Source organism: Longimicrobium sp., from assembly GCA_036389135.1.
Taxonomy (GTDB): domain Bacteria; phylum Gemmatimonadota; class Gemmatimonadetes; order Longimicrobiales; family Longimicrobiaceae; genus Longimicrobium.
Genome location: DASVQP010000048.1, coordinates 39,638 through 65,359, shown reverse-complemented (window position 1 = coordinate 65,359; position 25,722 = coordinate 39,638). Strand labels below are relative to the sequence as shown.

Here is a 25,722-nt window from a genome sequence, read left to right as displayed (position 1 = left end):
CAAAGCAGTTTCTGCTGACTCTGCTGACTCTGCTGACTCTCCGTGAGATCTTTCACCCACCGATCCCGAACCAGCCCGTGCAATCTCGTATGACTCTTTCGATCGCGACCGTCATGCGGTTGGAGAGAAGGACCCTACTGGACCCTAGTCGTTCGTTGAGATAAAAATCATGACCGACACTTCATTCTACCCCTCCGTTTCCACGCTGCTGCCGCTGGACGCGATCCCGCCCAACCTGGGGTTCGTGCAGGAGGGGCTTCACGCCGTGTTCGACCGCCTCTTCTTTCGCGACCTGCAGGTCCAGAAGAGCGCGCACGGCGACGTGGGGTTCTACCAGCTGTCACTGGTCATCTACCGCCGGCTCGGCTTCGAGATCCCCGGTACGGGGGGCGTGGCGCTGGTGATGTACCCCGACCTGGTCGCGGGCCCGGAGACCTCCATCCCCATCGCGCTCAGCTACCGCTGGCAGATCCTGAAGTACGTGCGCCACTTCCAGCACGCGAGCCTGGTGGAGCTGCCGCGGCTAGTGTTCGACGCGCTGGTGGAGATCTCGGGCGCGCCGCCGCCGGCGCTGCTGGCGCGGCTCATCGACCTGTTCCACGGCGCAGCAGCCGACCCGGTGCAGGACCTGGTGAACAGCATCAACCTCGAGCACCTCCCCTCCGTCCTCCTCACCAACCCCACCCTGCAGAACCCCGGCGCCGCCCCCCACGAAGTCATCGACGACCTGCTCGCGCAGCTCGAGCAGTCGCAGACCTTCACCCTCTACGAGTTGATCTACGACTACCTGAGCAGCGCCGACTCGGTGGACCAGGTGTTCAACGACATCTCCACCTTCTTCGGCCAGTGGGTGAAGGAGTTCTCGCGCGACGACTTCAAGGCGTTCCTGGTCCCCCGCTGCTCCGTGGCCATCCGCGACCTGAGCCTGGCGCTGGAGTTCCCGCGCACGCTGCTGCAGCCGGTGGACGCCAACACCGGTGAGGTGATCGACGCCAACTCCACCCTTCCCGAGGATCAGAAACAGAAGTCGCGGCTCACCTTCGTGGCGGGCTCGGTGCTCTACTCCACCGAAACGGGGTTCGAGTTCGATTCGCTGGGCACCTTCAGCTTCACCACAAGCCAGATCGGCGACACGGGGCTCACGCTCGGCTTCGACGACATGAAGCTGGACCTGAGCCGCACAAAGAACATCCCCGAGGCCACGGCGGACGGGCGGCCGGTGGACTTCGTGGGCGTCTACGTGAAGGAGGCCACCATCGGCCTGCCGAACAGGTGGTTCAAGGCGTCGGGGACGACGACGGGCACGGGCCCCAAGCTGGTGGGGACGAACCTGATCATCGGTACCGGGGGCTTCTCGGGAAAGATCGGGTTCGACGCCGCGGGAGTGATGCACACGCAGATCGGGAACATCGAGGCCGGCCTCACCGCCTTCGACCTGCGCTTCGAGCGCAACGCCATCGTCGAGTCCAACATCCGCGGGTGGATCACCATCCCCGGCTTCAAGGACGCCCTGGGGAACGACGCCACCATCGACATCCGCGCGCACATCGCCCAGGACGGCGACTTCAGCGTGACGGCCACGGAAAAGGACGGCATTCTCATCCGCATCCCCGGGGTGATGGACTTCGTGATCTACACCCTGGGCTTCGGGCGCGAGGACGACCGTTTCTTCCTGTGCGCCTCGGGCACCGCCACGCTCACCTTCCAGATCCCCGCGCTCACCTTCGACCGCCCGATCTCGGTCGACCTCAAGAAGCTGGTGATCTGGGAAGACGGCACCTTCGAGATCGAGGGTGGCACCCTGGTGCTGCCGAAGGCGGTTACCCTCAAGGTGGGGCCCGTTACCCTGTCGGTGACGGCGCTCGGAACCGGCTCGTACGAGCGCAACGGGTTCAGCTACAAGTGGCTCTCCTTCGACGGCGGGGTGGACGTGAACTCCGGCAGCGTTCAGGTGCAGGCCAGCGGATTGAAGATTTACTGGCGCACCGACGGCCCGCCACTGGACGTGTTCATGCGCGTGGAGGGGATTGCCGTCGACATGGTGATCCCCGGCAGCAAGTCGGCCGACGAGGCAGCGGTGCTGATCAGCGGCTTTTTGCAGGTGAAGGAGCCGGACCCGGACGCCACCGGCTCCAGCGCGGGCGCCGAGTACGCGGGCGGCATCAGGCTCATGCTCCCCCGAGCGGGGATCGGCGCGAGCGCGGCCATGCGGCTCAACCCGTCGATCCCGTCGTTCCTGATCGACGCCGAGCTCAGCCTGTCGGTACCGATCGTCATCGGCAACACCAATCTCGCGTTCTACGCCTTCCGCGTGCTGCTCGGGATGCACTACGTGGCCGACCGCGCCGCGGTGAACCTCCCACCCGACGCCTCGTGGTACGAGTACTACAAGAAGCAGGTGCCGCTCTCGTACCGCGAAGGGGTGAACGTGGACAAGTTCACCTCCCGCAAGGGTTTCTCGCTCGGCGCCGGGGCGGTGGTGGGCACCGCGAGCGACTCGGCGAAGGCGATCTCGGCCAAGCTCTTCCTCCTCCTTTCCCTCCCCGACGTCCTGCTGCTGGTGGGGCAGGCGGCGGTGCTGGGCGAGCGGGCGGACCTGCGCGCCACGGAGCCGCCGTTCTCGGTGGTGATCGCGGTCACGCGCGAGTCGATCCAAGCGGCCTTCGGGGTGGACTACCAGGTGCCCGAGGGCTCGGGCGCCATCCTCGACCTGCAGGCGCTGGTGGAGATGGGGTTCTTCTTCCAGGACTCCGGCGCCTGGTACATCAACGCCGGCGTCGACACCCCCGCGAGCAAGCGGATCACGGCGCGCATCCTCACCCTGTTCGACGCTTGGTCGTACCTGATGCTCTCCGCCTCGGGGATCCGCGCCGGGGCGGGGGTCAGCTGGGACTTCGCCAAGGGGTTCGGACCCGTGCGCTTCGAGGCGCACGTGTACCTCGACACGCAGGGGCGGCTGAGCTTCAAGCCCAAGCAGATCGGCGGCCGGATCCTGATGGGCGGCTCGGCGGCGGTGAAGGTGTTCAAGTTCAAGATGGGGGTCAGCCTCGCGGCCGCGCTGGCCGCCGAGGCGCCGAAGCCGTTCATCGTTACCGGCTCGGTGAGCGTGGAGCTCGACCTCCCCAAGCCGGTGAAGAAGCTGGGCGGCACCTTCACGCTCGACTTCACCTGGACCTTCGACTCCAACCTCGAAACGGCGGCCCTCCCGGTCTTCAACGAGGACGCCCCCAGCGAGGCGGCCCGCGCGGTGTGCGTGGCCACGCGCGAGCGCTTCGCGCTGAACGTGGCGCCGGGCGCCATGGCCGCCGCGCTGCCGCCGCCGCCCACGGCCGGGTGGAGCGGGAGCTTCGACGACTTCGTGGTGCCGCTGGACAGCACCATCGACGTGGAGTTCAAACGCCCGGTGGCGCCGGGGCCCGCCGTGACCAATATCGGGGTGACCGGCACCGGCTTCGCCAACGCCGACCTGGTGCCGCCGCAGCGGGGGAAGTCGCCGCAGGTGCGGCACGAGTACGTGGTGGAGGAGGTGCGGATCCGCTCCTGGAACCCCGCCGCCGGCCGCTGGGACGACTACGACGTGTACGGCGCGCTCACCCCGCTCGCCCACCTTTCCTTCGTGGACCCGGCGGACCTTGCCGGGCTGCGGGAGGGGTGGTGGCAGGCCGACCAGCCGGGGCGGGTGAACAAGCTCTCGCTGCTGTCGCAGACGCCGCTGAGCTACGTCAACGACACGGCCGGGCCCTTCATCCCCGAAAACTCCGGGATCACCACCGAAACGCTCTTCTGCCCCGAGCCCCCGCGCCCGGAGCGCTGCGTGGCGGTGGACGGGCCCGCCTGGCCGGACCCGATGGCGTCGGGGCGGCGCTACGCCTTCGACGGCGTGGACGTGCGGCTCACCGGCGGCGACGGCCGGGCGATCCCCTTCCCCAACACGTTCGGGCACCTCCGCGGTGTGGCGCTGCGCCCCGGGTGGCGGCTGGAGATCGTCTTTCCCGAGCCGGCGGCGCGGGTGCGGCTGAAGCTGGCCACCCTCTCCGACGGGGTGACCGTGCACTACCGCCGCCGGCGACAGACGGGGGTGAACCCCAGCCACCAGCCTGTCTACGATGACATCACCATGCGCAGCGAGGTGGCCGACCCCCTGCGCCTGCAGCAGCCGCTGGTCTACGACGCACCCGGTGCGCCGATCGACCGGGTGGTGATCGAGGCAGGGGAATGCGACTGCCGCGACGGACCCACCGCGGTCGCCACCGCGCCGGCCGGGGGTCGCCCCCCCTGGCCCGACCGGGGTCCGCCGCCCCCCGCACCGCCGGCTCCGCCGCCGTGCGGGAGCTTGGAGGCGTACTTCGCCATGGTCTGCGCCGAGGTGCGCGGACAGCTCGCCGCGCTGGAAGCGGAGGTGGCCCAGTTGTTGGCCCAGGCCGCCGAGCACGAGCTGCTGGCCGATGGCGCGCAGGGGGAGTGCTGCTCCCCCGCGCTGGCCGTCCACCACCACGGCTTGGCGGAGGAGCTGCGCGCGGAGGCGGACGAGCTGCGCGGGCAGATGGAGGCGCTGGCCGCGCTGCTGCGCTGCTGCCCGGGCGCCGTCCCGTTGCGCGGCGACACCGTGGGGGAGGGGCTGGGAGGGCAGCGGCCGCCGCGCCAGGACTACCCACCCTGCAACCTGGACCGATCCTTCGACTACGGCTGCGCCACGTTCTTTTTCGGCTTCTGCTGGCTGCCGGCGGAAGACGCGGCGTACAACGCCACCATCCCCGGCGCCGGGGCCCTGCTGGCCAGCAACACGGCGATGGTGACGGCCATCAATCGCACCCTCCACCCCATCTGGCGGCTCGACACCCTTTATGCGGTCACCCTCCAGGTGGTGGACCGGGTCACCGTCGACGAGCAGGGCATCTCCACCGCCGCCCGGCGCTACCTGCACCTGGGCTTCCGCACGCGGGGGCCGCTGGGGCACTTCCATCCGTACCGCGCCGAATACCAGGCGCTCCTCGCGGCCGACCGCGCCGACCAGTTCCGGCTGCAGTCGCTCAAGCCGTACATCGACTTCGCGCACAGCTACCCCAGCGCCGACGGCAACGTGCTGAACGCCAAGCCGCTCTACTACGTGGAGCCGCGGCTGCGGCTGGCGTGGCTGCACCCGTACGTGGCCACCATGTTCGGCGGCCAGTTCGACGCGTACAACGGGAACCCCGCCGTCTCAAGCACCCTGGAGGTGGCCATCCTGGACCCGGTGGACCCGAGGCCCGCGCCCGGCGCCCCGGGCGAGGTCCCCCCCGTCTACCTGGCCTTCACCGCCGGGCTGGCGAGGCACTCGCCGCCCGACGTGAAGCTGCTGAACAACCTGGCCACGCAGGGCGACCCCTGCACCGGCGTGGGCCAGGGCGGGATCGCGCCACCGGGGGTGCAGGCCACGGTGAGCGTGGAACGCCTCAAGCCTCGCAAGCTGTACCTGGCCGTGTTCACGGCGCGCTTCGGCGCCGCCGTCCAGGAGGTGCACCGCGAAAACTTCCGGACGTCGCGCTACGCGGACCACCCGGAGCAGGTGAACAGCTACCGCCTGGCCGACGCCGACGGGACGTACCTGCGCGACGCCGTGTACGACGACGTGGCCGTGACCCTGGACGCAGGTCGCACCGCGCAACTGGTGGCGCTGCTCTCGCACGCCCCGCCCTCGGGCGACCCGCTGGAGCGGGAGTACGGGCATCCGTTCGACCGGCTGGCGCAGGGGGTGCTGCGCCTTCCCGCCCTCGACCCGCCGGTGGGCACCGACTTCACGATCGTCCGCGACGCGGCAGGCGGGGGCGTGCTCGGCTTCCTGGTGCGCAGCCCCGAGCCTTTGATCGACCCCCGCATCACCGACGCGGGCGCCGCCCCTACCCTGGTGCTCACGCAGCGGAACGCGCCGCCGGTCTCCTTCACCACCGTGCACTCGAAGGACCGGGCGATGGCGTTCGTGGGCCACCCCGGGCTGAACGTGGCGCTGCACGACCTGGACTTCACCTTCACCCTGCCGGAGTGGAACGGCGCCGCCTGGGCACCGGCGAGCGTGGTGACGGTGACCCTCTTCCTTTCGCCGCCCGTGGATCCCACCGGCCCGGCGGGCCCCGCCCTCTCGCCCGGGGGAGTCACGCAATGAGCACCGTCACCCCCTACCCGCCCGAGACGGTCGCCGACCCCCGCGGCGGCGTGGACACCGTGCCGCAGCAGCTGGCCGCCAGAACGGCGCTGGTGCAGAGCCCCTACCTGTACCTGCAGGCGGCGGGAAGCGACGGATCCGACGGGAGCGCCAGCGGCATCCACCTGCGCTGGGACCTGCTGCGCGGGGTGGGTGAGACGCACCTGCCCAAGGGGAACCTGGCCAGCGGGACGAACCCGCCCTACTCGGCGCCCTACGGCTTCAACCGCCCCGACGACTTCGTGGTGGTGCTGCGCGCCCCCTACCGCCGCCGCGCCTGCGTGGTGAAGCTGGCCAAGGACCGGCCGGCGGCGGTGGTGGAGGCGGGCACGGACCGCCGCTGGACCTACCACGCCCCGGTGGAGGGCACCACTCCCCCGCGCCACCGCGACGTGGTGCTGCGCTTTGCCGACCTTGCCAGCTACGACGCGGTGCGCGCCGGCGTGGACCCGCGTACCTCACCCGGCGACTTCCTGGGGCGCTACGGCGGGATGGTGGAGGTGGAGGTCACCGACCGCCTCTGCTTCGCCCTGACGCTGGTGATGCGCACGGTGGGCGAGGGGCGCGAGGCGGAGCTGCGGGTGGAGGCCGTCTCGGTCACCGAGAACCTGCCGGACGCCGAGCGGGTCGTCTCCTGCCGCAAGCGCTTCGTGGTGGTGCGTCCGCCGGCGCCCCCGCCCTCCCCGCCGCCTCCGCTCGCCCGTACCGCGATCGGACGGCTGTTCGCGGCGCTGCTCGCCTTGCTGGGGGTGCGCACCGCCGCGCCGGCCGCCACCGTCCCGGCCGCCGCCGCCCTCCCCGAGCACCGGGTGTGCGCCGAGAACGTGCGCTACTTCCGCTTCGCCTGCACCCGCAGCGCCCCGGGCGAGCTGCACCTGGAGACGTACGACGACTTCATCCTGGGCGCCCTGGCCACCGACGATGGATGGCGGCCGGTGGGGCGGGGGTTCGCGCTCACCGAGCGCGACGCGCTGGCCTTCGACCGCCTGGAGACCCCGGCGGCGCCGGTGGACCGCCGCTGGCCGCGCTACCTGTTCGCCGACCCCGGGTCGGGGCGCTTCACCACCAGCGTGGCCAACTACCGCGCCCGTTGGGACCCCACGCTGCCCCCGCTGCAGGAGCCGGACGACGGCGCCGGGCTGCGCGCGGGGGTACAGCGCTACCTGGCGCTCAGCACCAGCCCCGCCAACGCGGCGGCCAGCGACGCGCTCCCGGCCGACGACCCGCGCGACGGCGGCGCCTTCGGCATCAGCTACCTGGTCATGCTCAAGCTGGTGGCGCTGGACTTCCACGTGGCCCGCATGCTGGGGCTGGGGTGCATCGACACGGGCATCCCCCGAGAATCGGCCGCGCAGTTCGTGCACCTGGCGCTCTACCACACCACCGCGGCGTTGGAGCCGGGCGGCGCGCCGGGCCAGCGCACGCACCTGTCGATGTCGCTCCCCACCGGGCGGAAGGACCACCGGCTCCCGCCCGCGCCGGTGCAGGCGCCGCCCACCTTCGGCATCTCCATCGACAACGGCACCGCCACCCCCACGCAGCTCACCGACGACGACGGATACACGCCGTTCGACGAGGCGCGCGTGGTCCACCTCAACCTGGAGCCGTACGACACGGTGCAGCCGCTGGGGCCGTTCTTCGTGCCGCCGGTGGAGTTCTGCTCCTGCGAGGTGACCAAGCCGGTGCTCTACGGCTGCAAGTACCGGCGGGTGGGCGAGTCCGACTGGCGCGTGCCGGAGCTCAGCAGCGACGACGAGATGCACGACCTGGCCGGGGTGGCCGAGGTGGCGCCGCTCCTTCCGCAGCTCGCCACCTCCCCCGGCGCGCCGCGGCCCCCCATCTACACCCACCGCGAGCGCGAGAACGGGCTCCATCGCTACACGCTCTACGGGGTGAACTGGTTCTCGCGCCCCTCGCCGCTGGGGAACCCCCGCGACGTGGACACCCAGATCCCCGTCCACCACACGCTGCTCCCGCCGTCCAACCTGGGCGTGCAGCTGATCCAGCCCGAAGACCCGATCCTGCTCACCACCCCGGCCGAGCAGCAGCGGCTGGCGGGGCTGGCGGGCGACCGCACCCTGGTGCGCTGCACCTTCGAGTGGAACCACACCCATTACCGCCCGCAGAAGCCGTCCGCCGCGGGAACGTGGGCCGACCGGGTGCAGCTCTTCTTCCGGCAGGAGCCGCCGCGCGCGGTGCAGGGCGCGGTGAAGTCCGTCACCTCGCTCTCCGACCGGCTGGTGGAGGTGCGCACCGAGCCCTACACGCTCGCCAGCGTGTCGCCGCCGCGCACGGTCACCCCCGCGGTGACCCCCGGCGACGAGCCGCGCTTCGCGGGGAGCACCTTCGCGGCCAACCAGGTGCTGTACCTGGTGGAGAGCGTGGCGCAGCCCACCATGCCCGGCGAGGGCGCGGTGTTCCGGGTGCGCAAACAAGTGCAGTCCGGGGTGGCCGACCTGGACCACTCAAACCACTTCTCCGCCACCGTGCAGGTGAAGGCTCCCGCGCCGGGAGAGCGCTTCCTGGTGGTGGAGAACCTGAACGAGCCGGCCACCTGGGGGCCCAGCCAGCCGCTGGCGCACGAGGTGGCGCTGGTGACCTTCCTGCAGAACGGGCAGTTCCACACCGAGACGGTAACGCACGCCGACGGCACGCAGACGGTCTACAACGTCGGCGGCGTCCACGCGAGCGCCACGGTCACCGAGCGCAACGCCGTCGATCCCTCCACGGGGCTGCTCATGCCGGGGACGCGCACGGGGGTCTACGAGATCCAGTTCGACACCTTCCAGCTCGCGCCGCACCCCGACGCCGACGTGGAGTGGTGCCGCGGCACGGTGCGCATCGCCGACGCGGCGAGCGGGGAGCCGCGGGCGCTGGCGGTGTGGACGATTGACACCTCCGGGACCACCCTGCGCCTGGTGGCGCACGACGCCGCCTTCCAGCCGCCCTCCGGGTCCGTGCCCGCGCCGTCCCCGGCGGTGCAGACGGGCACGGGGGTGATGGTGAACTTCCACCCGGGGTACCGCGTGTACCTCACCGCGCAGCCCGGCGTGCTGGACGAGGGCACCACCCTCCCCCCGCCGCTGCACGACACGAAGCAGACGCTGCTGGCAGCGCGCGCGCGGAACACGGCGCTCCCCTCCGACTCGGACCTGACCACGCCGGTGGTGATGCAGGGGCGGCGGATCACGCCCCCGCTGCCGCCCGACCCGCCGAGCGGCCCCCGCTACGCCACCGAGCCCGACGTCTACGGCAAGGGGAGCTATACGATGGACGTGGGGGTGCAGGCCGACGCCACGCGCGAGCCGTACGCGCTGTTGTTCTACCGCGCCAACGAGCAGTCGGTGCTCGACGTGCTCTACCAACCGGCGACGGTGGACGCGATCCGGACGGCGCTCGCCGCGCTCCCCGCCGAAGACGCGGCCTATTTCGCCGACCGCTGGAACGACCTGGTCAACGTCCACAACCTGCACGGCGACCACGGCTTCAACGAGTACACGCCCGGCGGCTTCCGCTTCCCGACGCCCGACAACGGCGCGTACGTGATCCCCGGCACGCAGGTGGCCCCCTTCGGCGCCGGCACGCCGCCGGGCGACCCCACCGCCAGCTTCGTGTTGGACGGCGTGCCGGCGAGCATGGCGCAGGTGGTGAGGCGCGCCATCGAGGGCGTGTTCCTGCCGCTCACCGAGTCACCCGTGATCTTCCGCTTCATCCGGCAGGGCACGCAGACCTCGGCGCGCAAGCCGGTGATCCGCGACGCCAACGGCGACCTCCTCCCCTTCGGCAGCCCCGGCCACGATCCCTCGCCGATGGTGGTGCGGCACATGGGCGCCGCGGGCGAGACGCGGGTACGCTTCACCGACTACACGCTCGACGGCGCCGCGCGGAACTTCTACTTCTACGCCGCCGGAGAGATGACCGACCAGATGCGGCTGGGCCCGCGCAGCGCCGCCACCGGCCCGGTGCTGCTGGTGGACGCCTCTCCCGCCCAGGCACCCGCCATCCGCAGCGTCACCACGCTGATCGAAGACCCGCTGCGGGGCGTGCCCACCGGAGTGAAGCTGGTGATGAGCGCCTACCTCGCCAGCGAGGGGATCACGCGCTTCAACCTCTACCGCGCCACCAGCGCCGCCGACGCGGCGAGCCCGCGGAGCATGACGCTGGTCGGCGCGTATCCAGCGGCCGCGGGGGGAGAGACGGAGATCGTGGACACCTTCGCCGACCTGCCGTTTCCGCCCTTCGGCGACCCGCTCTTCTACCGGGTGACGGCGCTGCGCGAGATCACCAACGAGCGCGGCGAGACCGTGTTCGTCCCCTCGCAGCCGTCCACGCTGGCGCGGGCGTCGGTGATCGACGTGGAGAGCCCGGTGGCGCCCGCCATCGCCTTCTCCTCCAACCCGCCCACCGTGTCGATGCCGGTGCTGCTCACCGGCGTGGAGCTCTCCTGGCGGCGCGTTACCCACAACGCCACCTACCGGCTCTACCGGCAGGACGCCACCGGAAACTGGACGCTGATCCACGAGGTGAAGACCAACGCCGATCCGGTGGTGGTGCCGCTCGCCGCCACCGCACTGGGCTCGGACGTGCTCTCGAAACTCGGCTCTGACGGCACGCCCATCCGCCATTGCTTCGCGGTGGAGGTGGAGAACTCGTCGGGGATGCTCAGCCGCAACCAGAATGTGCTGAGCGTGCCAGCCGCCTGCCTGGAGAGTGCGGCCCTGTTCCAGCCCGCGGTGAGCTACGCCGACAATCACCAGCCCGCCGCACCGCTCGGCGCGGACCGGCTGGTGAGCCCGACCGCCTCGCCCTTCCCAGGGAGCATGACGTTCAGCGACGCAATCGCGTCGCTCCCGCCGGGGCACGTCTTTGACCGCACCGAGGTCTCTCTGGCCGACGGGCTGGGGAACGCGGTGCGGCTGGCGATCTCGTCTCCCGGCGGATCCGTGACCTTCGCCCACGGCGACGGGACGGGGATCGTGCTGGACGGGTCCGTGTCCAACCTGACCTACGACGTGCGCGTGCGAGTCTTCACCGATGCGTGCACGGATGGGCTCCGCTCCCGCTACCGTCTGCGGTACGGGCCCGACGTCGACCTGCTGGGGCTCGGCGGGGTGCTCGCCTACACCGACTCGCTGAACACGCTCTCGCCGTTGGAGGATCCCTACGTAGCGGAGGGGGTGCAGTTCCCCACCACGATGACCTTCACCGACGTCACATCTCTGCCAGCGGGGCACACCTTCGCCGGACTGGAGGTGGAGGTGCGGGACTCGGCGGGGGCGACGTTCACCCAGACGATCAACGTCCCAGGCGGCTCCGTGACCTTCCAGCATGGCGACAGCGGCCTCGCGCTCGACGCAAGCCTCCCCGACCGCACCTATGAGGTGACGGCGCGGCTCCTCACGGACCTGAGCCCCGGCGGGGTGCCGTTCACGTACGTAATCTCCTATCCCTGACGCCATAACCCACGCGCGGACCGCCTTTTCCCCGCGGCAGGCCGCGCGGTACGGACCCATTCATCCCGCGGCAGACCCGCGGCAGACATGCACACCGTGAACGAGCGAATCCACACGAGCGCGCCTCCTGTGAAGGGCATGCAGGAGGCGGGTGGAGCGTGCCCGGCCGCGGAGCCGCGGGCCGCGAAAGGTGAGGAATGAATAAATGCTCCTCCGGCTCGCTTCGATATCCGACCTGAGTGGAAAACGGCCACGTTCCTCTCCAGGAGCGTGGCCGTTCGTACATGGGCCCGGCCGGACTCGAACCGGCGGCCTACTGCTTAGGAGGCAGTCGCTCTATCCACCTGAGCTACGAGCCAAAAATGCCGAATTAGGAAACGGCGTCAGCCCGTTACGACGCGTTACGGAGGCAGCCTCGGGAGCTGCAGTGCCAATGGCGCTCCATGGACCCGCGGTCACCAATAATCGAGACCGTGCATATCGCAATCTAAGGTCGCGTCTCGCACATACCGGGTCGCGGCTACGACGGCATCTGAGACCACCATGCCTACATCCGGCGACTCCTCACTGCCGAGCGCCATCACAAGTGAGCTAGCTAAGACAGCGCCTGCTCCGAGCGTGAATGCGTTCGAGACGGGGTCGACCGCAATCATTTCGGTATCGCGGTCGTTCGCCCATGCGGCGCCGCTGCTCCCGAGCGTAACAACTAGCGTTTGATTCGCCGCAGACGAAATCTGCCGGTATGTAGATCGAAGTTCCGGAGCGGTCACATTCGAATTACCCAGTGACACCTGAACGATGGCCTTCTCAGGTAGCAGGGTTCCGCTTAGCCAGTCCTCGACATCGGACAACTGCGTTACTTGGCCCACGTTCCATACTGAGGCGCCGCTCATGGCAAGCAGAGGGGAGGCCTCCAGGGCAGCCTTACCACTGTCGGATGCTGCCTCAATATCGACATAGAGGACTGTGCGAAGCTGTGGAGAAAGCGACTCGTAAATATCGCGAGTCGCCGTCAAAATATGCGATTTGGATGGGTAGTAGTTCGTTGTCACATAGCTTCGCGTACCTCGGCCCCGATCGACGAATATCATGTCGAGCGGAGCTCCCCTGAACGGTGAAGAATCCGGGTAAATCGTGATCCCGGCTCCCAACTTTGTGCGTATGAGTTGGGATTCGTATACCACTGAGCCGAGGTTGTTCGTTACCAGGTGAACTTGTCCAGGAAATCGCTTTGCACAGAGGTACGCCACAATGGCAGCATCGCAGACAAGAAGGGCGCCGTGGCGATTAGCGAAGACACCCCTGTCTTGAGTCGGCAGATCTGTCACGTCGCCGAAGTAGCCAACACCGGTGGGTCCCAGGCAAATGATCGACGCGGCGGTCACCCCGAGGCCGCCAGGCCGGGCGCAACGAGGATCTGCTTGAGCGCGCCGCGTACTCGCGGCTGGTTGGCGCCACGTAGTCATACTGGGTCTCTGTACTTCGTGGGGGTGAGGGGCTCCTTCGTCTGGCGCCGCGGAGTGTGTCACGCCCAGCGGTAGCGAACGCGAAGCCGATAGTGGTCGGCGTTGCGGTAGCCGAGCCTAGTCGTTTGATCTGCCCTACACAGGGAACGCACGTGCCCGATCATCAACGGCGAGCCGTCATACTGGGCATCGCGCGAAGGCTCGGAATGTGCCCGTCGGCTTCCTCGACGGGCACAATGGGGTCGCGAGGAGCGGGGAGGACTCATGATGAACATGCGTGATGGAGACTCGCGAGAGCTCGCCAAACTCGGCTACGTCCAGCGTCTAGACCGATCGCTCGGTTCGTTTGCCGCGTTTGCGATGTCGTATGGGTTCGTCGCGGTCCTCACCTCCGTGACGGCGCTCTTCTTCTTCGGCTTCGCCGCCGCCGGCCCCGGCTTTGTCTGGGGCTATCCGCTTGCAGCGATCCCAACCGTGCTCGTCTGCCTCTGCCTCGCCGAGCTGGCGGGAGAGATCCCGCTGACGGGCTCGCTCTATCAGTGGACGCGAGCGCTCACACACTCGCGACTCCTGCCCTGGCTCACAGGCTGGTTTTTCATCGCGGCCTTGCTGACCGTCATGCCGGTCATCGGCCCGACGCTGCAAGCGGTGCTGACGCCAGTCTTCAACGGGCTCCAGCTCGTGGGCGGAAGCGCGGACATCGGAACCTCGACCACCAAGGGCGGTGCACTCAACGCGGTGATCCTCGGAGTCGTGGGTCTTGTGTTCACGACAATCGTGAACATCCTCGGCGTCAGGTGGGCGGCGCGCGTCGCGGGAGCGGTCGTGATCATCGAACTAATCGCCTGCTGCGTCATTGTCGTGGGATTCGCCTTCAACATACATCGCGGCCCCGGAGTGATCTTCGAGTCGCAAGGAACGGGAGCCGGTTACACAACGGGATACTCCGGAGCGCTCCTCGTCGCGCTCATGGCGGGCGGCTACAGCTACTTCGGCTTCGAGAGCGCAGCGACCCTCGCCGAGGAGGTGCGCAACCCTCGTGCGGTCGGACCCAAGACGCTGATCCGTGCGCTCGGGCTGGTGATCGTCTCCGCGATCTTGCTCGCAACGTTCGCCCTCATGGCCGTGCCCAACATCGAGGCGCCCGAGCTTGCAACCATCGGCATGCCGTACATCATCCAGTCCACGCTCGGGGAGACCGTCGGCGACATGGTCCTCCTCGGCGTCGGGATCGCGGTGCTCGGGGCGATCACCGCCCTACAGGCGACCGCCGGCCGCGTCATCTTCGCCATGGCGCGCAACGATCGCCTGCCGTTCAGTTCGATCCTCTCGCGCGTCTCGCCAAAATGGAAGACGCCGATCGCGCCCCTCGTGGTGCTCGGCGTCGGCGGTTGCGCGCTGCTGTTCCTGAATTACGGCAACACGCGGATCTTCTCGACCATCGCCGCAGTTGGCATCGTCCTCTACTACATCACCTACCTGTTCGTCGTCGCGCCGATGCTCATGGCACGCCTGCGAGGCCAATGGCCGCCCGCCCGCCAAGGTCCGTACTTCTCGCTCGGACGCTGGGGCTTCGCGGTGAACCTGGGCGCCGTTGTCGGCACCTTGGCGCTGATAATCGATATCGCCTGGCCCCGGGCGTTCGTGTACGGCACGGACCACTGGTATCTCCAGTGGGGCTCGGTGACCGTCCCGGCGCTGCTTCTCTTGGTCGGCCTCCCCTACTACGCGGTCGTCATCCGCCATCGCGACGACGCCCCGCGGCTCGAGCACTCGGCGGCGGTCGACTCGACGCAAGCCGCCAACGAACCCGGACCGGCGGCCACGCCGATCGCCAACGACAGCTGAGGGCGAAGTGCTCTTCTGGCCTTTCCTGGAACTCAGAATCCGGGGCGAGTTCCAAGCCCATGAATCGAAGCGCCTGCGCCTGGGAGTCGTTCATCGCGCCTCGACTGGACGGGTTGTTCGCGGAAAGCAGCCCGGGTGGTAATCTACGCGGAGTTTCAGTTGGATGGCGAGGCCAAGTCCCATGTCGGCGGAGAAGGTTGCAGCGGAGGGCCGAGCGCTTGGCGTTTCACATCGTCCTCTCCCTGAATTCCGAGATCAATCGGCGTTGCAGCGCGCCCCCCGCACAGTTGTCGTCCCATCGGCATGCCCCCGCGTGGGCTGGAAAATCGACGCCGTACCTGATAGATTATGGCGATAGGAAATTCGACCTCGTAGCTCAGGTGGATAGAGCGACTGCCTCCTAAGCAGTAGGTCGCCGGTTCGAGTCCGGCCGGGGTCATTACGAACAGCCGCCGTCCAGATTGGATGGCGGCTGTTCTGCGTTTTCTGAAAGCAGTTATTTTGGCCCTCCGGAGAACCCGTTCCGGCGCGCCCGCATCACCGAAAGATCAGCGCTTCAACCAAGCCGGCAGCATCCGCCGCCGCTTGGCGATAGACGTCTGCCCGACCTGTTAGGAGCGGAATCACCTCAGCGTGGTCGGGCCAATTGGACGCCTCTTCACGTACCAACAGGTCGAGGCAGGCGGCCACGGCGGCCGCGTCCCCGGGCGGCACGAATGTCGAGATCGCGCGGAAAAGCGCAACGCCGCACTGTTCGAGGCGCGGGCTGTTCCGCAGCCGGGCGGCCAAGTCGAACGACAGAGCCGCCCACCGCGCCGTTGTGGCGCAGTCCGCGGCCCAGACCCGCGTAGCCACTCCTTCGTCAGCCAACTCGCGAGCGATGTCGGTCAGGCGATCGCAGGTCAATGCGTAGCGGCCCGACTCCTTCGGAAGCGGCACGCGGTTGCCCACGCGGCGCTCGATGGCCAGAGCGCTCGCGGCGATCTCCGCGGGTGCCACCCGGCCGGATCGGGTGGCCCACGCTGCCCCGGGAATGCTGATCAGTTCACTCAGCGTACCTAGCTGTCCAGGCATCACGCAACTCCAGTTCATCCGCTTGCATGGCTGTGATCGAGAGATGGAGTTCCGCCTCGGATTTCAATTGCAAGAGCGTGAAACCTACGACCACGCTCTGCGCGCCCGCCCGATCCACGCACTCGCGCAGGGTACTCTCCGACGAATCGGTACCCAGTACATCGAGCGGAAACGCGAACACCACCGGCGCGTCCGGCTCAGCCGCAATCTTCGCGGCAACGGCCGCCATTGCCCGTTGGGCCGTCCCTTCCAGCACGGGATATAGGTCAAACGGGTTGCCTGCCCGCAGCAATACGGAAGTGAGCATGTCGGGACCGCTCAGGTAGATTGGCTCGGAAGACTTCAGGCCGCGGTCGTCTGGCCCTGGGGTTATCGTCGCCCCCGCACGTGCGCCCTCTTCGCGGCCGCACAGCCGGCCGAGCGCGTGCTCCTCTAGCATGAGGGCCGACAGGTGCAGCAGCAGATGCATGTAGGCCATAGACTGGCGAACAGGATCCGGGCAGCGGCGGAAAACCCAGCCGAGCGGTACGCCCCGCCGCCACATCGATCGAACTTGGCGGGCACTCCACGTTCCGCGGTGCACATGGAAGCACACGTGCTCGGGAGGGATGGACCCCAGGGACTCCAGCAGCGCTTCGGGGAGGTCGGTCAGCTTCAGGTAGAGGCGCAAGGCCAACTCGTGCGGGAGGTCTTCCCGATGGCCGGACAGGCGCTCACCGAGTTCGCGCTCCAAGTACAGGCGCAGGTCCCAGGGGACCCCCCCGTCGAAGCGAATCTCCATCCTCCGTGCCGTTTGCCAGGCCTGCGACGCCAGCACGAGGAAAAGGATCCGAGTGGGCTCGAAGGCCTCGTAGGCAGGATGCTCGCCGGCGAAGTAGGCGCGCACTTCCAACCGGCGGGCCGCCCGGTCATAACGGTGGGTGGCGACACCCAGAACGACGTCCTTTACCGCGTAGCGGAACGTGGACCAGTCGTCCCGCTGGGGAAGGTGTGCGCCCTCGGCCAAGTTCCAGGGCGAGGTATGGACCGCGTCGCGGTAGACGACGTGGGGATCGGCAACCACCATGGGCGGGTCCTCGGCGTCGCGCTTCATATCTGCCCCCAGACGCTCCCGAGGTCAGGCTCTTCCTCGTTCACGAAGTAGATTGGCCGAATGTAAAGCGGGGAGACCTCGTCCGTGCCCGCCCGGTCCATGAAGTGCTCCGTCACGGCGCGGTAGAGTCCCACGACGAGAGGCTCCAGCCCTGTCTGGTACACGTTGATGCAGCCGCCCGCGGCCAGCGCGGGTGACGCCAGGATCTCGCGCATCCTGCTGGCGGCGAGATTCTCGACCGCCCCTTGGATGAGCCCGCGCGTCTCGCGGTGGCGGATCAGGTACAGGTCCACCTTGGAATCGTAATCGAGGTGGCGGAAGCTCAGCGTTCCCAGCTCGAGCCGGGGCAGCCACGCGGCGGGTTCGGGCACCGGCCAGAGGTGCCGCACCGGGAACGGGCGTCCCCGGGTATTGTCGGCATAGCGTATGAGCAGCTCACCGGGTTCCGGCTGTTCCGGGGAGCCGTAAGCGACGCGGTGAAGCGCTTCGGTGAGCTCGCGGTGCGGCGGGACGGAGGCGTCGAATGGCTGGCTCTGCCGGATGCTCTGCTCCATCTCGTGAACCAGCGCGGTCAACCGCACATCGAAATCAGGTGAACGGAACTTTAAGGAGGATGGGCGGTTGCTCTGCTTCATGGCACAACCGTGCCCGTCAGCCACCCGCTGGCTGATTTGAAGCGGTCGATGCGTGCCTGCACCCATGCACCCTCCTGCAGGCCCTCGTCCGTGAGCTCGATCCGATACTTGCCTTCGACGGCCCCGATGCAGAGGGGCCAGTCTCCCGAACGGACCAGCACCACGCGTACTGGCACCACCGCGCCTTCGGCGAACTCACCAAGCATCGTCTCGGCTCGCCACACGCTTCCGCTGACTTCAGCGCGGTGCTCCTGCATGCGCGTAACGAGCACGTCGAGCGAAGAACCCGGCTCGAAGCTTCGCGCCCGCCGCAAGGTGCCCGCGTCGTTCAGCCCGAGCTCATCCTCCGGGATGTAGATCCGCTGGTCGCCCGCACGGGCGATGAGCGAACCTTCGTTCAACGAAGAGTCCACCACCACGTTTACGCGGCTACCGTTGCCGTGAAAGCTCGCGAAGCGGGCGTATGCCTCCGGCGCTCTCAGGTCGACATCGTACCCCAGCGCCACCCCGCCGGCGAACGGCTTCCCCTCCGCCCGTGCGCGCTCCAGATCGTCCCTGTCGCCGCGGCGCAGGCGGGCGCGGACCTTCCCCTTCAGCCTGCCGCCCACCTCGACGTTCTGCTCCGGCCATCCCCCGCGGGAGACGAGCGCCACGTACCCACCGAGCCGGACCCAAGCTCCGAACTGATCAATGCGTTCGACGGAGACCGTCTGTACGGTGCGGTTCTGGTCCGAGGGTACCGAGAGGACCTCAGCCAGCAGCGCCTCTGCTCGGGAGACGCGGACAATGCTTTCCGTCTCTTCGACCCGTACAGTGAACCGGTCTCCGGGCTCGAAGCGAAGCCCAAACTCGGCGCGGAACGGCGCGTTGCCACAGAAGTCCGCGGGGAGCATCGGGATAGCAGCGCCGGTTTCCACGTCCTCCACGAGAAAGCACGGCAGCCGCCCCGCGGGGTCCTCCAACACGCGCCGGAGCACCACCTGGGTAAAGACGCCCGGCCGATAACGGGCGCGGAACCGCGCCAGCGCCTGGGCCGTGTCGGTGCGCGCGAGCACGGGCACCGCTCCCTCGTAGCGATCCACCGATGCGGTGAACTTCGCGCCCGGCTCCAGCCCGGCGGCTTGGTCCAGCGGAAGCAAGGCGTCTACTGCCAGCTCCGTCGTGCCCGGGAACAGCTCCGGGTTGGGGGCCACGACCACAAGCCGGCAACGCATCCACGAGGTCGTGGCTTCGGCCAGCATCGCGTCGACCCGCGTGCCCACGGGAAGCACGAGCGAGAGCAGGAGCCGGAGCCGGGTAGCAGCATGCCGTTCTGGCGGCCGCCCTCGGGAAAGCGCTGAGAAGCGGAGGGCGCGGTCAACCATCTGGCCGGACTTTGGGGACCCCTCCGGCTCAATCCACGCTGGATCGACGCGGACCACGTTCATCCCCAGCACCGCGGTGCGGGCCGGGCGGAGGAAGTTTCCCCTCCGCTGGCAGATCAAGCAGCACGGCGACGGGTTTTGCGCCGCTACTGAGGTGGGGATGATCTCCGCCAGCGCTTCGTCGTCGGACTCGCCGGGGCGGCGCCGGAGCCGGCGATAGATCCCCGCGCGCGAGCCCGAGACCTCGCCAAGTGCAAAGACATCGTCTCCTTCCACGAGCCCGGCGGGCTCCCGCCCCGGGCCGTCTTCGGCCTGCCTTGAGACATGCAGCGCGTGGGGGAGGGCGCACGCGAGGAGCGCACGGAGCGCGTCGAGCTTTTCGATCTGCGGCTGGCGCTCCTCGGCCTTGCGGTCGTCCGCGAGGCTGCGGACGAGCCGGTCACGCTGCTCCACTATGGTGTCCCGGAACGCACGCGCGTCGATTCCGGTTCGCTCGCACCAGGCCGCGCGCTCGGCGCCTTCGGTCGAGATCCATCCCATCCACAGCTTCACGAACAGGTCCAGATCGTCCTCGCATCCCGCGAACAGCGCGAGCCGACGGACCCGGATGCTCCACTGCAGCTCGCGGCGCCCTGCGGCGTCCTCGATCCCGTCGACGAGGTCGTCCTCGCGCCGGAGAAGGGTCTGGGTCCCGTGGTCCAGCTTCAGGAAGGGGACGAGCGTCGCCACCTCGACGCCCATGGCGTATCGGTCGCCAAGGGCGAAGGCGGCGGCCAGGTCCATCCCGCTCTGCGCCCCCCGCAACTCCAGCCCAAACTCCGTCAGATCCCCGTCCTTGTCCAGAATTCCGCGAGCCTGCAGCGCACGGAGGGCGGTCTCTTGCTCACGGCGGAAGCGCGCCCGGTCCGTCTCCTCCTCCAGCGGGATCCAGGGAAACGCCTGCAGGTCGGGTACCCCCGCCGCCGCGACGGTCAGAAGCACCTCCTCCATCGACGCCCGGGCGACGCCCGGAGCCGTGAAGGGTGGGAACCGGGACTCGAACTGATCGCGGGTATACAGCAGCCATGCATCGCCCGGTGCGAGTCGCCCGGCCCGCCCCCAGCGCTGCCTGCACCCTGCCTGGGAGTGCCACAGCGTCCGCAGCTCGGCAACCCGTCCCACGGGGTTCCACGTCGATTGCTTGATATAGCCCGAATCGATCACGTGCCGGACGCCCTCCACTGTGAGCGACGTCTCCGCCACGTTGGTGGAGACGATGACGCGCCGGCGCTGCAGGTCGTGGGGGCTTTCGGGGGCGATGGCGCGCTGCTGCTCCGTCGGCGGCCGGTTGGCGTAGAGCGGAAGGCACAGCAGGTTCGGCAGGCCGAGCGCGCGGATGCGAGACACCGTCAGGTCGATCTCGGCCGTGCCCGGAAGGAAGACGAGGATGTGCCCATCCTCGGGGTCGCCGCGTGCTCCATGACCCGCGGGACCCCACAGCTGGCGCACCAGCTCGGCGATCGTCGCGGGGAGAGCGTTCGAGTCGGGGAGCTGCCCTTCGTTCAGCGGCTGCCACCAGTCTTCCTCGCCCCAGAAATGCGGTTCGACGGGGAAAAGGCGACTCTTTGAATACACGTAGCCAACGCGCTCCGGCCCCCCGTAGAAGGTCATGAAGCTTTGATAATCGATCGTCGCGCTCGCGATGATGAGGCGGAGGTGCGGATAGAGCGCCAGCTGGTCCTTCATGAGGCCGAGGATCACGTCGATGTTGACGCTCCGCTCGTGCGCCTCGTCGATCATCACGACACTGTAGTTTCCGATGCGCCCCGATACAATGTCGTTGATGAGCTTCCCGTCGGTCATGAACAGGAGGCGCGTCCGGCGGTCGTACTTATCCTCGCGGGAGTGGGTGTATCCCACCTCCGCGCCCGGTCCGTAGCTGGACCCGTTGAGCTGGGCGACGAAGGACGGAATAGCTTCCGTGGCCAGGATGCGCGGCTGGGTGACGACGATCGGCCCCCGTCGCGACCAGGCGGAGCGGAGCAGCAGGTGCGGCACGTGCGTCGACTTTCCAGATCCGGTCTCTCCGACGAGCACGAGCACCTGGTGGCGCTCAAGCGCGGCCAGGATCTCGTCGTCCATCGCAGCGATTGGAAACTCTCGCTGCACGATCGGCCGAGTGCGCTTCTTCAGCGGGCGCGCATCCCGGCTGAACCGGCCCAGCCCCCCCGGCCCCAGGTTCACCGTACCGTCGGCCTTCGGTCGCGCCAGCGCCTCCCTGCCCCATGCCGATTCGCGCGCGTCGGGATGGTGCATGGCGATGCGGCCGTACGACCGCGCGTGACGCACCCGGTGGTCGGGGCAGTACTCGGGGTCGGAAAACCCCACCATGCGGTCGAGTGCGAGCGATGGAGCCGACACTACGAACGGTGCTTTGCAGCCGGCTTGCTTGCAGATGCGCACGTATTCGCCGAGAGCCGCCTCAGCCATGGTGCACCAGGTGGGGATGGGGCTCGAACCGATTGGGCAGCACCAGGCGGGTCGTACCCGTGGACTGTCCCACCGCGTCGTACGACGCCAGGTGAGAGCGCTGCTCGACGTCCATGAACCCGGGAGGCCGCACCCACACCGACCCCACGCGCTCGGAGTTCGCGTTATAGGTGACCAGGTGTGGGGGAGGATCCAGGAGTCCGAACACCGTGTCCAAAAGGCCGGGAGACTTGATGTAGGATTTGCCGACCTGCTCGCCGCGCTCGTCGCTGTGGACGAAGTGCGGCCTCGACTCCAGCCACCCCGGCCCCACCACGCGCGTTCTCCCCACCACCTCGCCTGCCGCGCTGCGGTGCACGTAGTGGGCGCGGGTGTGGCGCTCCACGGGCATCTGGATCCAGGTCGAGGCCACCTCGATCCCTGCCGCCCGGAACGCCTCGATGCTGACCAGCGGAAGCAGGTCCACGGCCGGCATATGCGCGAGGCAGCCCACGCCGCTCCGCGTGGCGGCATGGCCGGTGGCGTCCGTCCAGCGCAGCGGATTCCCGTGACCGTAGAGGTACGGATTAGGGTCGTCCGCAATGCCGTCCGGATCCGGCTGCGCAAACCGGGCGAGCCCGGGCAGGTACACCCGCGCGCGGTTGTCGTACACACCGGCGGCCCGCAGCCGCCCCTCGTAGCCGAGCGGAAGTGGGAGCACTGCGTCTGCGACGCCCCAGGGGTCGTATCCTACGGTCGGGGAAAGGCCCTCGATCCCCACGATGGAACCCCTGGGATCGGTCCAGACGGCCCGCGTGCGGCCTCCGACGGAGCAGGCCAGAACCACCTCGTCGAACCAGAACGCCTGCACCTCGCCAGGGAAGCACACGGGACGTCCGAGGCACCACCCCACGCGCTCCCTGTGCCCCTCGCGGGTCCAGGCAGTTAGCGATCCGTCCGTGCCGCAGCGGACGTCAGTGAGGTGGCCAATCTCCCGCGGGTGACCCCCGGCGTCGTAGGCGGCGCGGAAGGTCCCGGCGCGCACCAGCCGGCCGCCAGCGTCGTACTCCACCCCCTGCGTCCGCCCGTCCGCGCCGGTCCACTCCCGGATGCGGTCCAGCTCGTCGACCGTCCACCGCGCCACCACCCCGCCATGCTCCCGGGCCTCCAGCAGGTTGCCGCGGCCATCCCACGTCCACCCCCAGACCTCGCGTCCCGCCCCGTCCTCGACCGCCACCAGACGGTCGGCCGCGTCGTACCGGTACACGAGTTCGCTCTTCCGGGCCGGGGTCTCGCGGAGCTCCCTGCCGAGCCGCCCGAGCGCGTCCCACGCGTACGTCCACTGCCACCGGCGCCCGCCGCCCTCCTGCGACCAGGAGACGATCCCCTCGCGCCGGTGCTCCGTAACGCTGCTGCTCCCGTCGTCCCAGCGGACCTCGTGGCGATGGGCCTCGCGGCGAATCTCCACCATGCGGCCGGGAAGCTCCACGCGGCTGACGTCGCCGGCCTCGCCCGTGTCGATACGCATCCACCACCGGTCGGTCCGTGCCTCGCGCAATTGGTTGCCGCTTCCCCACTCCAGGCGCACCTGGAACGGCACGCCGTCGATCTCCTGGTGGTGCAGGACAGGGCGGCCCGCCGCATCGCGCTCCCAGCGCTCCATCCACCCCGGCGAGGTCACAGAGGCGAGCTGGCCGTCCGCGCCATAAGCATATTGCCGGTCGAGCGTTCCGTCCGAGCTGTGCCAGCGCACCAGCCGCCCTTCCTCGTCGCGCTCGTAGGTCAGCTCCACCTCTCCGCGCCGCCGGGCGACGAGCGCGCCGGACGAATCGACCCGGATGGTGGTGGGCGTGCCATCCGCCTCCCTCTCGACCCGCTCCCCGAGGTGGTCCAGCCACTCCCAGCGGCGGCGCGTGGTCGGCGATGCGGCTTCGCCGGACCGCAGTTCCAGAGGCCGGCCGAGCGCGTCCCGATGCCACTCCACCTGGAGGTGCGGAGCGGGCCCGAGCTCGCTCAATTGCGGCTCGCCGGCCGACTGCTCGTGCCAGGTACCGTCGGGGGCGAGCTTCCTCACCTTCAGCTCGGAGTAGTCCCACGTCGTCACCGCGCCGTCGCGGGTCAATCTCACCGTGCGGCCCAGGAGGTCCCGCTCGGTCTCTACCCTGCGTTCGAGGTCGTCGACCGCGGTGACGCCGTTCGGCCCCTCGTCCGTGCGGAGAGTGCCGTCGGGACCGGACTGCTCGATGATGGCCCCGTCGCGGTCGTAGACGAAGGTGGTGGGCGGCGTTCCGGGGCCGTCGATTCGGGTCGTGCGCCCGCAGCCGTCGTACTGGTAGCGCGTCCGCCCGCCGGTCGCGTCTTCCCGGCCCACGCAGCGTCCGGCGTCGTCGTACTCGCGCCGCTCCAGCACGGTACGGGGACCGCCGGGCGCGGCGGACGGATCGAGGCGCGAGAGGGTAAGCAGGTTTCCCCGTGGGTCCCAGTCGAACGCGCGCGCCTCGCCGCCGCGAGCCTCCCAGGCAAGATTCCCGTCCGCATCGTAGCCGTAGCGCTCGGTTCGCCCGCGAGGCGGCGCGTCCGGTGCGGAGCGAACCTCCGTCACGCGCCGAACGAGCCGCCCGGCCGCATCGTATGCCCGGTGCTCCACGGAGGGAAACCCAGGGCTCCGCACACCCACGTGCGACTCCTGGCGGACCACCAGCGTCCCGGTCGGATCGTAGACGCTCGTCTCGCTCTGGAGCGGCCCATCGCTGCTCCCCTCCACGCTCAGCACCACGTTGCCGACGTCGTCCCGCGCCCACTCCCACCAGCGCTCAAGCGTGCCCCCACTCCAGCGCTCGCGCCGCAGCGGGAGGCCGGAGCGATCGTCGAACGTCGTTCGCAGCTCCCCTCCATCCGGGAACTCCACCCGGCCCGGATGGCCGAACGGGGTGTACTCCGAGTAGCGCGTCACATCGCCGTTTGCGTCACGCCGGAGTGGAGCATTCCCGGCGTCGTCGTACGCCTCCACGATGTCTGTCGGAACGAACTGCAGGAAGTCCGAACGCTGGGCCGCAGCCCGTGAGGCGAGCTCGGCGCCCCGCTCGAACCAGGCTTCGTCGGCGAAGCGGACGTGCTCGACACGACGGCCGGCCGTTAGGGTCGCCAGGAGGTTGCGCCGCGCGTCGTATACGAACTCGGTAACGCGTCCTTCTGGCGTGCGGATCCGCACCGTGTTCCCGGCCTTGTCGTAGGCATGGACCGTCGTCCATCCCTCTGGGTCGGTCACCGCCGTCATTCGGGTGAACTGGTTGTACGCGAACCGCGTCTCTCCCCCAACCGCGTCGACCTGGAGGGCGACCCGATACTCGGACGTGTACACGTTCGTGACCAGTGCCACCTCCCGTTCCCCGGGCGCGGCGGGCGCGAACACGTGCCGCATGCCGGTGATCTCCCGCGACTCCCGGCGGGGCGTGCTGACATCCGACTTCGGGTCGACGTCGAGGACCGTCACCACGTGCTTGTCGCTGGCGTACGCGTAGCGTTGCGTGATGCCGGAAGGACGGGTCACCGCAACCAGCCGGCCCTCCGCGTCGTAGTCGTAGCCCCAGCGCCCAGCCGGGGTCGAGATCGCGACGATCCGCCCATCCCCCCAATCGAAGAGCAGCGCGCCGGTCGCGCCTTCCACGCGTTCGAGGCGGTCGGCGGCGTGGTAGAGGGTGAGCACGCTGTCCCGGCGCGAGCCCGGGCGGTAGAGGAGGGTGAGGCGCCCGTCTGTATCGAAGTCAGCGCCAAGGCCATCCAGTTGCCGGAGCGTCCACCCCGTCGGCGTGGAGGCGAGCCGCATTCCCTGCGCTCCCTCGGGAGCCCGGAGCGTCCCGTCGACACACCTGAATTCAAGCCGCGTGTGACGGTCGTCCACGTAGACCACATCCTCGATGCCCTCCTTCCGCTCGATCCGCAGGGCGAACGAGTGTGTCCATCCAGGTCCCAGGTCTCCGGCCGGCTCGAAAGCATGCGCCTGGCTGTCGTACGCGCGCGTGAAGACCAGCGGCAGCCGCTGACACGGCACCGCGAAGTCGGTCTCCACCAGCGTAAAGGCACCGGTGACCACGTTCACGGGGTCGCCGGTGTGTTCCTGGTTATGCTGCGATCGGTGCATTTCCCACGCGCAGCAGGCACCG

9 protein-coding genes and 2 tRNA genes are annotated in these 25,722 nt (G+C 69.0%); 4 read left to right on the top strand and 7 right to left on the bottom strand.

All coding sequences use genetic code 11. From position 1 onward, the window contains the following. Window positions 1-169 precede the first annotated feature (169 nt). A complete protein-coding gene (locus VF584_11735) occupies window positions 170-6,139 on the top strand; it encodes a hypothetical protein (GenBank protein HEX8210837.1) in 5,970 nt (1,989 codons plus the stop codon). Then, entirely contained in the window at window positions 6,136-11,631 is a 5,496-nt protein-coding gene (locus tag VF584_11730; protein HEX8210836.1) for a hypothetical protein, read from the top strand. The genes VF584_11735 and VF584_11730 overlap by 4 nt, the downstream gene beginning before the upstream one ends. A 285-nt stretch (window positions 11,632-11,916) precedes the next feature. Here VF584_11730 and VF584_11725 read toward each other — a convergent pair. Together VF584_11725 and VF584_11720 are read right to left on the bottom strand one after the other, a co-directional pair. Beyond that, window positions 11,917-11,989, bottom strand: a tRNA-Arg gene (locus VF584_11725). Between the two features lie 97 nt (window positions 11,990-12,086). Then, entirely contained in the window at window positions 12,087-13,016 is a 930-nt protein-coding gene (locus VF584_11720; protein HEX8210835.1) for a hypothetical protein, read from the bottom strand. 345 nt (window positions 13,017-13,361) lie between these two features. On the opposite strand from VF584_11720, the gene VF584_11715 reads away from it, so the two are divergent. Both VF584_11715 and VF584_11710 read left to right on the top strand, forming a co-directional pair. Beyond that, on the top strand, window positions 13,362-14,945 hold the full coding sequence (locus tag VF584_11715) for an amino acid permease (GenBank protein ID HEX8210834.1): 1,584 nt from the start codon (window positions 13,362-13,364) through the stop codon (window positions 14,943-14,945). A gap of 365 nt (window positions 14,946-15,310) precedes the next feature. Beyond that, a tRNA-Arg gene (locus VF584_11710) sits at window positions 15,311-15,384 on the top strand. Window positions 15,385-15,482: 98 nt separating this feature from the next. On the opposite strand, the gene VF584_11705 is transcribed toward VF584_11710, so the two are convergent. The 5 genes from VF584_11705 to VF584_11685 are packed head-to-tail and all read right to left on the bottom strand — an operon-like array spanning window position 15,483 to window position 25,658. Further along, the gene (locus tag VF584_11705; protein ID HEX8210833.1) at window positions 15,483-16,019 is read right to left on the bottom strand and encodes a hypothetical protein; all 537 of its coding nucleotides are present in this window, start codon (window positions 16,017-16,019) and stop codon (window positions 15,483-15,485) included. After that, window positions 15,991-17,112, bottom strand: a complete 1,122-nt coding sequence (locus tag VF584_11700) for a hypothetical protein (GenBank protein ID HEX8210832.1) — start codon at window positions 17,110-17,112, stop codon at window positions 15,991-15,993. Before VF584_11700 ends, VF584_11705 begins: the two co-directional genes overlap by 29 nt. Then, window positions 17,109-17,747, bottom strand: a complete 639-nt coding sequence (locus VF584_11695; protein HEX8210831.1) for a hypothetical protein — start codon at window positions 17,745-17,747, stop codon at window positions 17,109-17,111. The genes VF584_11700 and VF584_11695 overlap by 4 nt, the downstream gene beginning before the upstream one ends. Beyond that, entirely contained in the window at window positions 17,744-21,580 is a 3,837-nt protein-coding gene (locus VF584_11690) for a helicase-related protein (protein ID HEX8210830.1), read from the bottom strand. The genes VF584_11695 and VF584_11690 overlap by 4 nt, the downstream gene beginning before the upstream one ends. Continuing rightward, window positions 21,573-25,658: an RHS repeat-associated core domain-containing protein gene (locus VF584_11685; GenBank protein ID HEX8210829.1), complete on the bottom strand. Its 4,086-nt coding sequence runs from the start codon at window positions 25,656-25,658 to the stop codon at window positions 21,573-21,575. The genes VF584_11690 and VF584_11685 overlap by 8 nt, the downstream gene beginning before the upstream one ends. Between the last annotated feature and the right edge of the window lie 64 nt (window positions 25,659-25,722).